At 36.6% G+C, this 14,890-nt stretch carries 10 protein-coding genes; 5 read left to right on the plus strand and 5 right to left on the minus strand.

Going from position 1 to position 14,890, the window contains the following annotated elements:
- Positions 1-12 precede the first annotated feature (12 nt).
- Entirely contained in the window at positions 13-1,407 is a 1,395-nt protein-coding gene (locus H344_RS0102070; protein ID WP_026808764.1) for a RagB/SusD family nutrient uptake outer membrane protein, read from the plus strand.
- A gap of 448 nt (positions 1,408-1,855) precedes the next feature.
- A complete protein-coding gene (locus tag H344_RS0102075; RefSeq protein ID WP_026808765.1) occupies positions 1,856-3,286 on the plus strand; it encodes an SLC13 family permease in 1,431 nt (476 codons plus the stop codon).
- A gap of 179 nt (positions 3,287-3,465) precedes the next feature.
- On the opposite strand, the gene H344_RS0102080 is transcribed toward H344_RS0102075, so the two are convergent.
- The 4 genes from H344_RS0102080 to H344_RS0102095 form a co-directional block, all read right to left on the minus strand.
- Positions 3,466-4,626: an ABC transporter permease gene (locus tag H344_RS0102080; RefSeq protein ID WP_026808766.1), complete on the minus strand. Its 1,161-nt coding sequence runs from the start codon at positions 4,624-4,626 to the stop codon at positions 3,466-3,468.
- A 9-nt stretch (positions 4,627-4,635) separates the two neighbouring features.
- Positions 4,636-5,589 carry an HlyD family secretion protein gene (locus tag H344_RS0102085; protein ID WP_026808767.1) on the minus strand — a complete coding sequence of 318 codons (954 nt, stop codon included), beginning with the start codon at positions 5,587-5,589 and terminating at the stop codon, positions 4,636-4,638.
- 32 nt (positions 5,590-5,621) lie between these two features.
- Positions 5,622-6,992 carry a TolC family protein gene (locus H344_RS0102090; RefSeq protein ID WP_026808768.1) on the minus strand — a complete coding sequence of 457 codons (1,371 nt, stop codon included), beginning with the start codon at positions 6,990-6,992 and terminating at the stop codon, positions 5,622-5,624.
- A 115-nt stretch (positions 6,993-7,107) separates the two neighbouring features.
- Positions 7,108-7,671, minus strand: coding sequence for a Crp/Fnr family transcriptional regulator (locus tag H344_RS0102095; protein WP_026808769.1), 564 nt, complete (start codon positions 7,669-7,671; stop codon positions 7,108-7,110).
- A 236-nt stretch (positions 7,672-7,907) separates the two neighbouring features.
- On the opposite strand from H344_RS0102095, the gene pta reads away from it, so the two are divergent.
- From pta to H344_RS0102110, 3 genes are all read left to right on the plus strand, one after another.
- Positions 7,908-10,001, plus strand: a complete 2,094-nt coding sequence (pta, locus tag H344_RS0102100; RefSeq protein WP_026808770.1) for a phosphate acetyltransferase — start codon at positions 7,908-7,910, stop codon at positions 9,999-10,001.
- Between the two features lie 60 nt (positions 10,002-10,061).
- Entirely contained in the window at positions 10,062-11,264 is a 1,203-nt protein-coding gene (locus H344_RS0102105; RefSeq protein ID WP_026808771.1) for an acetate/propionate family kinase, read from the plus strand.
- 331 nt (positions 11,265-11,595) lie between these two features.
- Positions 11,596-12,507: a hypothetical protein gene (locus H344_RS0102110; protein WP_026808772.1), complete on the plus strand. Its 912-nt coding sequence runs from the start codon at positions 11,596-11,598 to the stop codon at positions 12,505-12,507.
- A 101-nt stretch (positions 12,508-12,608) separates the two neighbouring features.
- Here the strand turns inward: H344_RS0102110 and tamL are convergent, their stop codons facing one another.
- On the minus strand, positions 12,609-14,885 hold the full coding sequence (tamL, locus tag H344_RS0102115) for a translocation and assembly module lipoprotein TamL (RefSeq protein WP_026808773.1): 2,277 nt from the start codon (positions 14,883-14,885) through the stop codon (positions 12,609-12,611).
- Between the last annotated feature and the right edge of the window lie 5 nt (positions 14,886-14,890).

Raw genomic sequence — 14,890 nt, forward strand, 5'->3', positions numbered from 1 at the left:
AAACAAATCAAAATGAAAAATATATTTATACTGTTAATAACAATTGTCGTATTAAGCTCTTGTAGTGATGATTTTACCGATTTAGCACCTATTTCTAATAGAAACGAAGCTGATTTTTATACTACAGAAAATGACTTTGTTTCGGCGATAAACGCAAGTTATGCGGGCTTACAAAAAAATGGTGTATATGGTCGCGGCTATTGGACCATGTTTGAAATGAGAGGCGACAACACGGATCAAGGACCAGATGCAACTGGTTTAGCAAGACAATTTGCCGAGATTAATGCGTTTACAGAAGATCCTCTAAACGAGCAGATAACTTCTGCATGGACAGACTCCTACGCTGTGATTGCTAATTGCAATGTCATTTTAGAAAGAATAGAGGGAGTAGAAATGAATGCCGATATTAAAAACAGGATTATTGGTGAAGCGCTATTTTTAAGGTCATTAATGTATTACCACCTAGCTGTGGCTTTTGGGAACATTCCATTACAAGTAACTCCATTTACACCAGGAGAAGAATTAACCCAAGTAGATGCCAATGTGGTTTTTACACAGTTAGTCTCAGATTTGGAAATGGCGGAAAGTAATTTAGCCGTCTCTTATGCTGCTGGGGATAAAGGTAGAGCTACTAAAGGTGCAGCGGCAACTTTACTAGCAAAGGTTTTATTGACTATGGATAAAAAACCTGATGCAGAAACTGTACTGCGAAGAATTATAGGCAGTTATGGATATGAATTACTTGATAATTATTCAGCACTATGGGGTGCCGCAAATGAAAATAATAAAGAATCTATTTTTGAAGTAGAATTTATAAGCGGTGGTATTGGCCAAGGAAGTGCCTTTACTAATGATTTTTCTCCTAGTGCATTTCTACAGACAGGACAGGGTTTTGGTAGAAATAGGCCCACTGCAGAAATGGAAAATTCTTATGTGGATGGGGATTTAAGGTTTGCTCCTTCTATGGGAACAAGTTGGGTGAATTCTGTTGGGGAAACAATTATTCAAAATTATATTACAAAATTTGAAAGTGATCCTCCAACCGAAAATGATTCCGATATAAACTTTGTTGTTTTTAGATATGCTGATGTTCTTTTAATGCTAGCAGAAGCTATAGGCGAGTCTAGTGAAGCCTATGATTTAATAAACGAAGTAAGAGATAGAGCGGGTTTAGACGGTATTGACGCAACTACACCTGGCACTTTCGAAGAGAAATTACTAGAAGAGAGACAGGTGGAATTAGCTTTCGAAAACCATAGGTGGGCAGACCTAAGAAGATTTGGAGTTGCTGCCCAAAAGGTGAACGAAGCAGAACCATTTATTTCAGCAGCATCGGTAAGAGAATTATTTTATATACCACAGAGAGAAATGGATATCAATAAGAACTTTGTTCAAAACTCAAATTAATATCAACTTAATTGGTCGCCACTAGTAATATGTGGCGACCAATTTTATTTTTCTCCGATCACAATCACATTTATCATACCAGTTTATGAAAAATTAAGCGGTGATGGAATGGTATAATGTTAAATGATAACAGTGCGCACCAAGAATTGTTAACACTTATAAATTGAACGGTTTTGCTGGGAGATGTGCCTATATTTCTTATAGATTGTAGGGTCTAGAATCGAGAAAAATAATTAAAAAACTACATATAATTAGAATAAAACGGATTGGTCATGTCCTATATCATGACAGGATTATAACTGAGAGTCCGTACTTTTATTCTTTTCTCGATAATCGAGATTTAAATGCTCCGAGGCTTGCCTCGAAATCAATATGTTTTTTTTCTTTTAATGCCTTGTGGGCTTGCCCCGAGGTAGTTTACTTTTAAATTGCTTACAAGATAGATAAAATGACCAATCCCAAAAAAACCTTGGCCTTGATCTTAGGCCCCTTATCTTTTTTTGCCTTAACCTTTTTAGATACCCCAAAAGGAATGTCCGAAAGTGCATTTTTAATGATGGGAGTAACTATATGGATGGCTATATGGTGGGTTACAGAAGCCGTTCCTATTGCGGTAACAGCACTATTACCCTTAGTTCTATTTCCCATTTCTGGCATAATGAAGGTAGAAGATACTACGGCTGTTTATGGTGATAAATATGTGTTTCTATATCTGGGAGGATTTTTTATAGCGATCGCTATAGAGAAGTGGAACCTCCATAGACGTATGGCGTTACATATAATTAAAATGATTGGCACCAATATATATCGGGTAATCCTCGGTTTTATGATCGCTACTGCCTTTTTATCTATGTGGATATCCAATACCGCTACATCGGTTATGATGTTGCCTATAGGGATGTCTATTGTGTCTCAATTAAAGGATAACCCTACGACTGTTGAAAATGAGAATGCTATTTTCGGAAAAGCGTTAATGCTAGGAATAGCCTATTCGGCATCTATTGGCGGAATTGCAACTTTAATTGGTACTCCCCCTAACTTAGTGATGGCGGGATTTGTTGAGAAAACATACGGCGTTGAAATTACTTTTTTCCAATGGTTTAAGTTTGGATTGCCTGTTTCGATACTATTATTGGTTATTGCATGGCTCTATTTAACTCGCGTAGCCTTTAAGTTTAAACAAAAGGAATTTCCTGGGGGTAAACAAGAAATTAACCGACTTATAAAGGAGTTGGGACCAATGCAATTTGAAGAGAAGATTGTACTAGTGGTATTTGTACTTACTGCCTTTTGCTGGATTACCCGCTCTTTTATTTTACAAGCATTAATTCCAGGAATAGATGATACAATCATTGCTATGAGTGCAGCAATCATTTTATTTATCTTACCTACAAAAAACAAACGAAATAGAATAATCACTTGGGAAGATGCTGTTAAAATACCATGGGGAATTATATTGTTGTTTGGTGGAGGACTAGCTTTGGCGGCAGGTTTTCAAATAACGGGATTAGCAGTATGGCTTGGTAGTCAAATAGATTTGTTAATAGGAGTTTCTCTTTTCTTACTGGTCTTTATAATAATAATATCCGTTAACTTTTTAACTGAAGTAACTTCTAACCTCGCTACAACAGCTATGTTATTACCTATTTTAGCTCCAATAGCATTAACCTTAAATGTAGATCCATTTATATTGATCATAGCGACCACAACTGCTGCATCCTGTGCTTTTATGCTCCCTGTTGCAACGCCACCAAATGCAGTTGTTTTTGGTTCTGGCTATTTACGAATAATTGATATGATAAGGGCTGGGTTTTGGATGAATGTAATCTCCATAATAATTCTAAGTTTTATGGTTTACTATATACTCCCTTTAGTTTAGAAAGTAGCAATCCCATAATTAATTATAGCAGACAAAACCACCTAGGATAATATAATATATAGGGCATTTCCTATGCTATAAGGCTGATACTTGTGATAGCCTCTATAAAAAGAGAAATGGACCAATTCTAATTAAACCTAATTTTCACTGCTAGGTTAAATCAGTAATTGGCCCTTATCTTATCCTTGTTTTTTTAATTTCAATTTAATTTTGATCTGTAACGCAATTAGAATCGCTATAAAACAGACTAAGGCGATCATAAAAAGCCATTTTATTTCTGGCATAATCGCATCTATACCGCCGCCATAAACAGCTGCTTTTCTAAATCCGCTTAAGAATTGAGTTAAAGGAATGTATTGCGCTATATGGGCAATTGCGTCTGGCATCGCCATGGTAGGCCATGTAAATCCACTCAATACAAAAGCCGGGGTAGAAATTACCATTAATAGCTCCGTAGCTTTTAATTGATTGGGGATCATCACTGAAAATAACATCCCAATCATCATAGAAGCGATACTTAGTAGTGCTACCAATATAAACATTGCAGGGTTGTATATATCCGCATCTATATTAAAGAATGGGATAAACCGACTAACAATAAGCCACATCACGGGTATAAATAATAGAAATGGGGTCGATTTTACGGCTACATGGTAAATGGATAACCGATTTACATCTATAAGCTTAGAGAAATATCCGTCTTCAAAATCCCTAGCAAAGACTAGGGCCATAGCTAAGAAAATAACCTGCTGCATGATACCGCCCAAAAGGCCTGGAAGCATAAAACTCACATAGTTTCCTGTAGAGTTATAAAGCTTATTAAAATTGATCTTAAATGGCTCATAGGATTTGGCTGCAACTTCTGGTGCTAGTCCTTGCTTTTGTAGGCCAGATATTTCAATACCCGCATTTAAGGTCAATAGTACGGATTGGATATTTACACTAGCCGTATTTGCGTTCAATATATTCCCCATATTTAGGTCTACCCTAATTTCTGGATATCGTTTTTGAAGTAGATCCGCTTCAAAATTAGAAGGGATAGTAATAACGGCCGCATAACCCATATGAGGCATCTCCTGGGCAATATTCCCAGCAAGGGGTCTAATATCGCTGACCAATAACACTTCATTATCGTCAAAGGCATCTATCACCATGTCCGAAGCAGGACTGTTGTCCTGATCGATGATTACAATAGGAAGGTCCAACACTTTTGCCTGCTGATAAACAAACCCAAACATAAGTCCGTATAAAATAGGCGCACCAAAGAATATGGCCATAACCACATCATTAGAAAATATGCGTCGGAACTCCTCTTTTACCAAATGGATAAATTGCTTCATGGGTAGGGTTTATTTAAGAAGTACAGTTGCATTAATAAAGAACTGCTGTTCCTGTGATGTGTTTTCGGGAACCAATTTTAGTTCGTATATGGCCTCATCTAATTTATATAAGGGAGAGGTGCTGGTAATATCTGCATACCTAGGCAACTGCTTAATGGCTGTAATTTTAGAAGGACTCTCTTCATTGGTATATGGATTCACTACGGTAAGGGTTTGCCCAACTTTATAATCATATATCTTAGATTCGCTAACGGTAAACCTGTAATAAACCGTATTAGTCTGGTAGCCATTAAAAAGGGTATACCCAGGGCTTGCCAGCTCACCTGGATTTAAAGTAATGGTCTCTATAGACATATCTGTAGGTGCAATGATATATTTCTCATCGGCAGCTATCAGTACTTCTTTTTTAGCACCTTCTGCTCTATCTAACTGCCCCTTGGCTTGTGCCAAAAGCTCTTGGCGCGTCCCTACAGTAACTTCTTGTTGCTTAGCTTCTACAGCCTTTAATTGTGCCCTGGCCATGTCTACCTTCATCTGTGTTTCTTCAAACGCTTGGGCGGTAACCAAAGAATCTTTATACATAGCAGTTATTCGTTTTAAAGATTCCTCTGCAAACTTCAATTGAGCCTTACTAGCTTCAACCTGACTCTTTATCTGCTCCAATTGTTCTGTAGTAGCTCCGTTATTGGCCATGTTCAATTGTCCTTGAGCGGCGAGGACGGCTCCATCTGCCTGAAACAGCTTTGCACCTATTTCGGGTACGTCTATGAGCGCTAAGGTGTCCCCTTTCTTTACTTTTTGTCCTTCGGAAACATATACTTCAGCTATACGCCCCGCCAACTTACTACTTATGGAGAGCGTCTCAAACTTTACTTTTCCCCTTAGGTCGGTAATTTCTTTGTTACTGTTGCAACCGATTAAAAGTAAAGCGGCAAAACATCCTATGAATATTGATTTATGCATAATTTTTTTATTTGATATTGTTGTCAGTAATATTAAAAAGTTAGTTGTCCCTTGGCGTATAATAACTCAATGGCTGCCTTTCGCTCATTATAATACGACTTTTGTAGATTGAACTTTGCTTTTTCTACCTCTGTAAGGGCATCCAATACTTCATTAACCGTGGTAAGTCCGTTTTTGTACTGCTTATTGGTAAGCTCGTAATTGGCTTCGGCTAAATCTACTTCCTGTTGGGACATAAGGCTGGTTTCCTTGGCGGATTGTAAGGATAGTTGAGCTATGGTAATGCTTAACTGAATCAACTCCTCGGCCTCATTAATCTGTTCCCTATATTTTAGTCCTTCTATCTTGGTTTGGTCACTTTTCAGTTTAGAAACAAATCCATCAAAAACATTCCATTTAGCTCCAACACCAACATACCATTTTGGCTCTAAAAGGGAGAGGTCGTCCTCTATAAATTCGTAATGTCCTTTTAAGGCAATCTTGGGAATAAAATTATTCCTTTCCATTTTAGATTTATAGGAAGTGGCCAGTTCTGCCTCCTCTAAGGCATTAATTTCCTTACGTTTTTTACTTTCCATTGTTTCGTTGATAGGAAATGGCAGTAAATCTGGCTGTAGATTGCTTAAAAACTCTTGAGACGCACCCGTGTATTGTTGTAATACCGCGATAACCAATTTTTGTTGGTTTTGGGCATCCAATTTCTTTGTCGCTAATTTTTGCTTGGCAAGATTTAGTTTTTGTCGGTCAATAGGGGTTGCCAGACCATTTTTTATGGCTGTGGACACAAACTTATCCTGCTTTTCTAAATACTGGTCCATGCTTTTTAAAACCTCTTCCGATCTTATGGCCAACCCCAATTTATCATATAGGTCTATAGTCTTAAGAACTATTTTATCTTCCTCTATTTTATTGGTGATTTCCAAAGATTTATATTTGTGCTTACTTGCCTTTACAGCGTTGCTAACCTGAAACCCACTAAAAAGAATCCAATCTACGTCTACAGAAGATTTTAAGATATTCTTCTTCTGAAGTGGAGGAATGTCGGTCAGGGGAATTCCCTCAGGAAAGGGAGCATTAAACGGAACTCCAATAGCTTCTTTAATAAGCAGTTTTTGAGTACCCACTAGTAGCGATTCCATATCCTCATTAAACGTAATATCATCGTTTAAACGGGTATAGCTACCGTTGAGGTAGATTTTTGGGAGCAACGTATTTCTAGCCGTTTTAGTTTCTAAACGAGCTTGCTCCATATTTAGGTTATTTACCTTAATGGTACTGTTCTTGGCTTTCGCCTCAGTAATCAAAAGCTGTAATTCTTCACTAAGATTTTGAGCGTAAAGACTGCCTCCTAGGGTAAATGTAAATACAAATAGCAGGGTAAGTAAACGTATTGCCTTATTCATAAAAGTGAGTGGTTTATAAATTACCTTACAAAATTAACACGTTTAACTAGTACTTCCTTTGATATAGGTCAAAAAACGGGGTTAAACAACTTATCTAAAGCTCTCTGAACCTTATTTAGTTTTTTGCCCTTATCCTACTTAGGGTTTCTTGGGTTATGCCAAGATAGGAGGCAATATGTCCCAAGGGTACACGATAGTAGAGGTCCGGATATTCGTTAATCATAAAAAGATAACGTTCCTTGGCGGTTTGAAACTGGATGGCATTTAGCTTGCCCATCATATCTCCTAATAGTTTTATCACCAATTTTCTGCCGAAACGTTCCATTAGCGGGAAATTTAGAAACAATTGATCCAAATCATCTTTAGAAATAGCGTATAAGAGGCTATCCTCTAGAAGTTCTAGATGGTATGCGCTGTTCTTTTTATGGAAAAAACTTTCCATACTGGTCATAAAATTTCCTTCATTAAAGAACCAGGCAGTGATATCCTTACCCTCCGCATTGTTGTAATAACTGCGTGCCAACCCTTTTTCCATATAGTAAAGCGTATTGCAAACTAATCCGGCTTTGGCAACAATGGTGTTTTTTTTTAGGACTTGCTGCTTAAAACTAGATAAGATTTGGTCTAGTTCCTCCTCGGGAAAATCTTCTACAGAAAGCAAATAGTCTTTTAATTTCATTTGGTGGTATTAAAAGAGAAATGTAGCAATAAATTTTTTAAAAAGCATTGAAATAAAGGCTACATATACCCGGTTTTAGTCAAATTATAGGATGTTAGCTGATATATCTCATATTTCTAAAATAGGGTGAATCTTATTTTTGCAGTCGATTAAGGATACCTAAGAATTATTAAACAATTAATATTTTGGAATGCCCTTCAATCTTGTAACTTTATTGAATTTTAAAAGAGGAATACATGAGCAAAGCCGTTTACATCGCTACTACTGGTCCTGATAGTGGCAAATCTATCATTTCCTTAGGACTAATGCAGATGTTATTGGGGAAGACCGCGAAGGTGGGATATTTTAGACCAATTATAGACGATTTTAAACCGGGAGGAATAGACAATCATATCAATACTATGATAAGTCATTTCGACTTAAATTTAAGCTTCAATGAATCCTACGCCTATACCCGAAGTGAAGTAATTTTAAAGAAAAATCAGGATAAGGACGACGAAATTATTACTACGATCATCACTAAATTCAAAGCGTTAGAAGAGCGATTCGATTTTGTGTTGGTAGAAGGTACTAGCTATACTAGGGAAGAAGCGATAATAGAGTGGGATATAAATGTCCTTATCGCTAAAAACCTTGGCATTCCGGCCATTATCATTAGTAGTGGAGTAGGAAAAACTTTGGAAGACTTTGTGGGCACCATGCATATGGCCTACGATTCTTTTAAAGAAAAGGGTGTAGAGGTACTGTCCATTATAGCAAACAAGGTACAGGAAAAGAATATTGACTTAGCTATTAACGGTTTAAAAAGAGACCTACCTTCACATGTTCTTATCCATGCTATTCCTTTAAACCCAGTATTGGCAAACCCTTCCATAAAAGAAATAGTAGAGACCTTGGATGGTAAAGTGTTATTTGGAAAGGATTTCATCAATAATCAGGCAGGAGCTTTTAGTGTTGGGGCCATGCAATTGCGTAACTACCTTACTTTTTTAAAGGAAGATAGTTTGGTGATTACCCCAGGAGATAGAGCAGATATTATTTTAGGGGCTTTACAAGCTAATTTATCGGCCAATTACCCCAGCATTTCTGGGATTGTACTTACTGGAGGCGTAATTCCTGAAGATTCTATAATTAAACTAATTGAAGGACTTTCAGAGGTGGTACCTATTATTTCCGTGAAAGGCGGAACATTTGCCATTACCAATGAGATTGGAGCCATAAAATCGCAGATTTATGCCGAAAACAAGCAGAAAATAACAACCTCTATTCAGGATTTTGAAAAATATGTGGATGTAGAGACCTTGGGTGAAAGATTGATTACTTTCAGAGCTGATGGGATTACTCCTAGAATGTTTCAACATCAGTTGTTGAAAAAGGCGCAGTTAAATAAAAAACATATTGTGTTGCCAGAAGGGACTGATGAGCGCATTCTTAGAGCTGCAAGTAAGATATTGGCTTCCAATGCGGCTTATATTACCCTATTGGGGAATCCAGAGCAGATTCAAGAGATAATTGTAAAATCGGATATCGAATTAGATTTAGGAAAATTGGCTGTTATAGATCCAAAATCCTCTCCGATGTTCGAGGATTATGCAACTACCTTGTACGAATTGCGAAAACATAAGAATGTAAATCTTGCCATGGCAAAAGACCTTATGGAAGATGTGTCTTATTTTGGCACTATGATGGTTCATAAGGGACATGCAGACGGGATGGTTTCTGGAGCAGTAAATACTACGCAACATACAATATTACCCGCATTACAGTTTATTAAGACCGCCCCTGGGGTTTCTGTAGTTTCGTCTATATTTTTTATGTGCTTGGATGATAGAGTGACCATTTTTGGTGATTGTGCTATTAATCCAAATCCTACCGCAGAGCAGTTGGCAGAAATTGCTATTTCTTCCGCAACTAGTAGTCATTCTTTTGGGATAGAACCAAGGGTAGCTATGCTCTCTTATTCCTCTGGAAGTTCTGGGCAAGGTGAGGACGTGGAAAGAGTAAGGAAGGCTACTAATATTGTAAAAGAGCTTAGACCAGATCTTAAGGTAGAAGGACCTATTCAATATGATGCCGCGGTAGATCTAGAAGTGGCAAAAAGTAAACTTCCCGACTCTAAGGTGGCAGGGAAGGCTACTGTCTTTATATTCCCAGATTTAAATACAGGAAATAATACCTATAAGGCGGTACAAAGAGAAACTGGTGCTTTGGCCATAGGCCCTATGTTACAAGGCCTTAATAAACCGGTAAACGACCTTAGTAGGGGCTGTACCGTAAACGATATTTTTAATACTGTTATTATTACCGCTATACAGGCACAAGGGTTATAAGAGTTTTTAACTGAGTAAATAACCGAACAACTGCATAGATTTTGAAGCAATTATTACAATATGAAAGTACTGATCATTAATTCCGGAAGTTCTTCAATAAAATATCAATTAATGTTGATGCCTGCTGAACAAATTGTCTGTCAGGGTATTGTTGAGCGGATTGGATCCCAAGAGGCCATTTTTACTTATAAAACAGATAAAGATGAAGTAAATAATACCCTACCGGTGATGAACCATAAGGCTGGTTTGAAGCTTATAACTAATTTGCTGGTAGATCCTAAAATAGGAGTTATAAAAAATGCATCGGAAATTGATGCAGTTGGGCATAGGGTGGTCCACGGAGGGAATACCCTATATAAAGCTACCATTGTTGATAAGCAGGTAAAAGACAAGATTAATGAACTTTCGGCCTTAGCACCCCTTCATAATCCGCATAATCTAGAAGGTATTGTTTTGGCTGAGAAATTTTTTGGTAATGCCAAGCAGATTACGGTATTCGACACTGCTTTTCACCATACCATTCCAGAAAAGGCTAGCAAATATGCTATGCCCAATGAATTTTTTGATGAGCACGGAATTCAGGTGTATGGATTTCATGGGATAAGTCATAAATACGTAACTGCTAAGGCGATTGACTACCTCAATAAACAAGAGTCAAAAATAGTCAGTATCCACTTGGGAAATGGTTGTAGTATGACTGCCGTCCATAATGGAATAAGTGTAGACCATAGTTTAGGCTTTACACCTTCTAACGGACTCATTATGGGTACCCGTAGTGGTGATATAGACCATGCCGTTATTTTTTACCTAGTAGATACCCTAGGTTATAATCTAGATGAGGTGAAAACCTTACTTACAAGAAAAAGTGGGATGTTGGGGCTAACAGGATTTACAGACCTTAGGGACATCCAAGCAGAAGCAGAGAAAGGGAATAAAAACTGTTTGTTGGCTTTAGAAATGAATGCCTATCGTATTAAAAAATATATTGGAGCCTATGCCGCAGCAATGAACGGTCTAGATGCTGTTCTGTTTACTGCAGGGATTGGAGAAAATTCTAGCCTGTTAAGAGAAATGGTATGTCGCAATATGGACTTTCTAGGAATGCAACTAGATTCTGGGCTAAATGTAATTCGGAACTCGGATATTAGGGAAATTAGCACTACTACTTCTAAAGTAAAGATTTTGGTGGTACCCACTAATGAAGAGCTGGAGATAGCTAAGGAAGCTTATAGTAAGGTCGCTCTATCACAAAAGGTAAAGTAAACTGACTTAAGGCTAGAGGTGCTTACTAAATATTACAAAGCATACTCAAAATTTATAAACGGGGTTTTTATATTAGTTTAAACTTTAGATAATCTAATATCTGGTTTAGATGCTATAAAAGACTAGAGATTTACTTCATGTTTAATATTGTTGTTTGGGATGATTTGTGATTAAAAAGTGAATTTTGAGCTTTATCAATATTACGTTAATTAGCTATTATCCAAATCCTCATTTTTGTGTAATTGAACAATAAATTTAGTTAGTATTAGTTTAAAATACTACTAAGCATAGATGATGGCATTTATCCGTCTGTGTTGGAAAATTCAAAAACATGAAAAATATATCACACGAGGTATCCCACCTAACCTATAAAAGATACAATATTACTAGAATAGCACAAGCGCTTTTAAAGAAAGGATATACACCTGATGAGATACAAAAAGCATTAGAAAATAGTAATATAAATAATAATAACAAAAACAGAATTATTGCGGTTTTACTGTTAGTTGTAGGAATCTTGGCTAACCTCTATACCAAATCTACCTATATAAACAATTTCTTTCGATTTGATTTTTTTTCTCAAGCAGACTTTATGCTTTTTAATGAAAGAATTTTAAAACCAACTATAACCCTATCAATGATATATTTAGGAATTAATCTTCTAATAAATAGAAATAATATCAGCAAGGTTTTAAAGGTGTTTTTATTAGTTTTTTTAACTGTGTTCCTATTTACTATAACGTCGTATTATTCCTTATTGGCCTTTATATTTAGCGCCGTAGCACTGCTTTTAATAGCTTTTATTGAATTGCCCCAAAAGATTGAAAATCCTGAAATGGTTCAAATTTTTCCCCACTTGAACAAAGAATGGAAAGGTACATCGGGTTTTGTATTTCTACTGCTAGGAATTGTCTTGGTGTATTCATCACATATTAGAATTGAATATGTGAGCACGGAAGAAGGTGCGTCTACAGGTATATTAAGTTTCTTAGACTATTTTTTAATATACTTAAAACCGGTTTACTGTTTTATTGGGGTTATAGCAAGTTTATTAGTCAGTATTAATTTTAATAAGTTTAAGATTTCTTTTTACATTCTAGGGGCATTCTCCACTATATTCTTGGTAGTAGGTTTAATTCATCCCGTTTTTCAAAACATTATCTATGGCTCTTCCATAATCTTAATTTCTTGGATCTTTATTTTTTTAAATAACGACAAGAAATATGGACTTGTTAAAAAGTAGGACACGTTATCCCATGCGCTACAATTCCTGTTTAATTATTTTCACAGTTTATCTCATAATTAATGCATTGCAAACTTATCTCGTTCTTTAGTCCAATTAAATTAGAAAGGATACCCGATGGCAAAATTCAAAATTGGCTGCGAGAATTCTAATTCAAAACGCTTTCCTTTTGGTAGGTAGGGTTTCTGTAGTGGTGTAGCAAGATCAAACCGTAGTACAAAGCTTTGTATGTCTATACGGAGACCTGCGCCCACGCCAATCCCCAATTCATCCATAAAATTGGAAGTAAATTTCCCTCCTGGTAGCGCGTCATTTTCATTGATTAACCAGACATTTCCAGCATCGGCAAATACAGCTCCTTTTAAGAAAGAATAGATGGGAAATCTATACTCTAGATTGGCTTCTAGCCTTATATCCCCAGATTGATCAAAAAAAGCTCCAGAATCATCTGATTCAGGATTATAAGTTCCAGGTCCTAAGGATCGTATTCTAAACGCTCGCACACTGTATGGCCCACCAGAAAAGAACTGTTTGGAAAAAGGTAAGGTGTTAGAATTTCCATAAGGAACGCCTATTCCCCCAAAAATTCTTCCAATCAGTTTTTGGGAACTGCCAACACTTAAATGATACCTTAGGTCTATATCCGTTTTGGCATACTGTGCGTAGGCTAACCCTAAAAAAGTTTTATCCTCACCTGGGTTGGCTCTCTTACCAAACAAGTTTAAGGTATTTCCTGCAAGATCTATATTGGCATTAAAGAAAAGGGTATTCCGCTTTCTGCTAACCGCCACTTCATTATAGGTAAAGGAATAGGTGAGTCCAGCTATAAATTGCTGTTCAAAACTACTTCTCAAAAATGGATTGTTGTCCAAGATGGTCTCAAATTCTTCTGTAGTCTTAGAAAGGTTAACATAGTTGATGCTAAGAGGATTCAGCTCGTGATAAACATACTTATTTTCATTCCAGCCATATCCAAATATAGAGCTGAACGAGGTTAAACTATACAATTTACTCCTATTTAAATGTTCCATTCCCAAGCTTATTTTGGTTTTGGGAACCGCATATTTAAAGCGCTCGGAGATATTAAAAAACGAAAGTAACCTAGGAAATATCAGATCGGTTTTAAATCCAAGTTGAGTACTACTTAATCCGGTACTTTTATTTCCATCTAATTGGGTTTCATATCCTACATTTCCTGTGATATTGAGGGTTTCTCCGCCCTTAAAAAAGTTTCTATTGCTATAGGTAAGCGATAGTGTTGGCCCTGCAAAGTTGTTAGATTTTGTAACAGCCTGCAATTCTGCTCGGAGAGAGCGTTTGTTCAATGGAGATAAATAGATAAAGGCATCCAATTTAGAAAAACCATCGGTTTCCATATCCGTATTGTCCTCCTTATACTGGATGTTGATATATTTATACGTCCCAATAGATGCTAGTCTATTACTAGTGAGCTTGGATTTAAGGGGGTCATAGGTTTCCCCTTCATCTAGTAAAATATACGGTGCCAATCTTTTGGGCTTAAAAAAGTCGTTGTGCTGAATATAATCTACCCCAGCTATCTGTACGGTATCCATCTTTAAACTATCGGTAGCTACAGAATAATTTGGAAATACCTTGATATTGTTAATACGATAGGGGACTAATGATTTTTTAGGTACATCCTTTTTTAACCTTAAAAACAAGTCGAATCGCTTATTTTTATACTGATTGGTATCAGCTTCAAAAATCAGGAAATCGGCGTTAAAATTATAATACCCTTTAGCTTTCAGATTTTGATCTATACGTTCTCTTTCCATTTTAAAACGCTGAAGGTCGTATCGTATTCCAGGAGCAAGAGTCGTCTTTCCTAGATTTTCTTTAATATCTGCTAAAATAGGTAGTGAATCGCCCTCTAATTGATAGGACGCTAACGTATAGGGTTTTTTTACCCCAACTTGATAATCAATGGAGGCGGTTTTCGCCTTCTTATTAACGGTAGAAGTGATATTGTTTCTAAAGAACCCCCTGTTTTCTAGTCGATTATTGATTAGATCTTCGGTTTTTTCTAAATCGATATTAGAGAGGTACACGGGTTCTTCCCCAATTTTCTTATTCAAAAACCTATTTATAAATCCAGGTTTTTCTTTTTGAGCTTTATAGTGGGCCCATAACCTAATGTATGCTCCCAAAAATTTGGTATTGGGCTCTGGTTTCAACAAGTTTTGCAACTCTTGATTTATTTTTCCTAGATCCCTAATAGTAGTATCTGCTTCTAATTGAATATTACCATCGGTATAAAGCAATTCGTCCTGGGGAATATATTTCTTCACACTACAAGACTGCAAGGCCCATAGGAATATGAGCGTATAAAGACATCTTATTTTTGTTTTGGTTTTCAAAGAGA

It is taken from the genome of Arenibacter latericius DSM 15913, assembly GCF_000424985.1.
Classification (GTDB): domain Bacteria; phylum Bacteroidota; class Bacteroidia; order Flavobacteriales; family Flavobacteriaceae; genus Arenibacter; species Arenibacter latericius.

Coding starts and splice junctions, on each gene's coding strand:
- H344_RS0102085 (WP_026808767.1), bottom strand. CDS start 5,589: ATGCATAAATCAATATTCATAGGATGTTTTGCCGCTTTACTTTTAATC.
- H344_RS0102075 (WP_026808765.1), top strand. CDS start 1,856: ATGACCAATCCCAAAAAAACCTTGGCCTTGATCTTAGGCCCCTTATCT.
- H344_RS0102095 (WP_026808769.1), bottom strand. CDS start 7,671: ATGAAATTAAAAGACTATTTGCTTTCTGTAGAAGATTTTCCCGAGGAG.
- H344_RS0102105 (WP_026808771.1), top strand. CDS start 10,062: ATGAAAGTACTGATCATTAATTCCGGAAGTTCTTCAATAAAATATCAA.
- H344_RS0102110 (WP_026808772.1), top strand. CDS start 11,596: ATGAAAAATATATCACACGAGGTATCCCACCTAACCTATAAAAGATAC.
- H344_RS0102080 (WP_026808766.1), bottom strand. CDS start 4,626: ATGAAGCAATTTATCCATTTGGTAAAAGAGGAGTTCCGACGCATATTT.
- H344_RS0102070 (WP_026808764.1), top strand. CDS start 13: ATGAAAAATATATTTATACTGTTAATAACAATTGTCGTATTAAGCTCT.
- H344_RS0102090 (WP_026808768.1), bottom strand. CDS start 6,992: ATGAATAAGGCAATACGTTTACTTACCCTGCTATTTGTATTTACATTT.
- pta (WP_026808770.1), top strand. CDS start 7,908: ATGAGCAAAGCCGTTTACATCGCTACTACTGGTCCTGATAGTGGCAAA.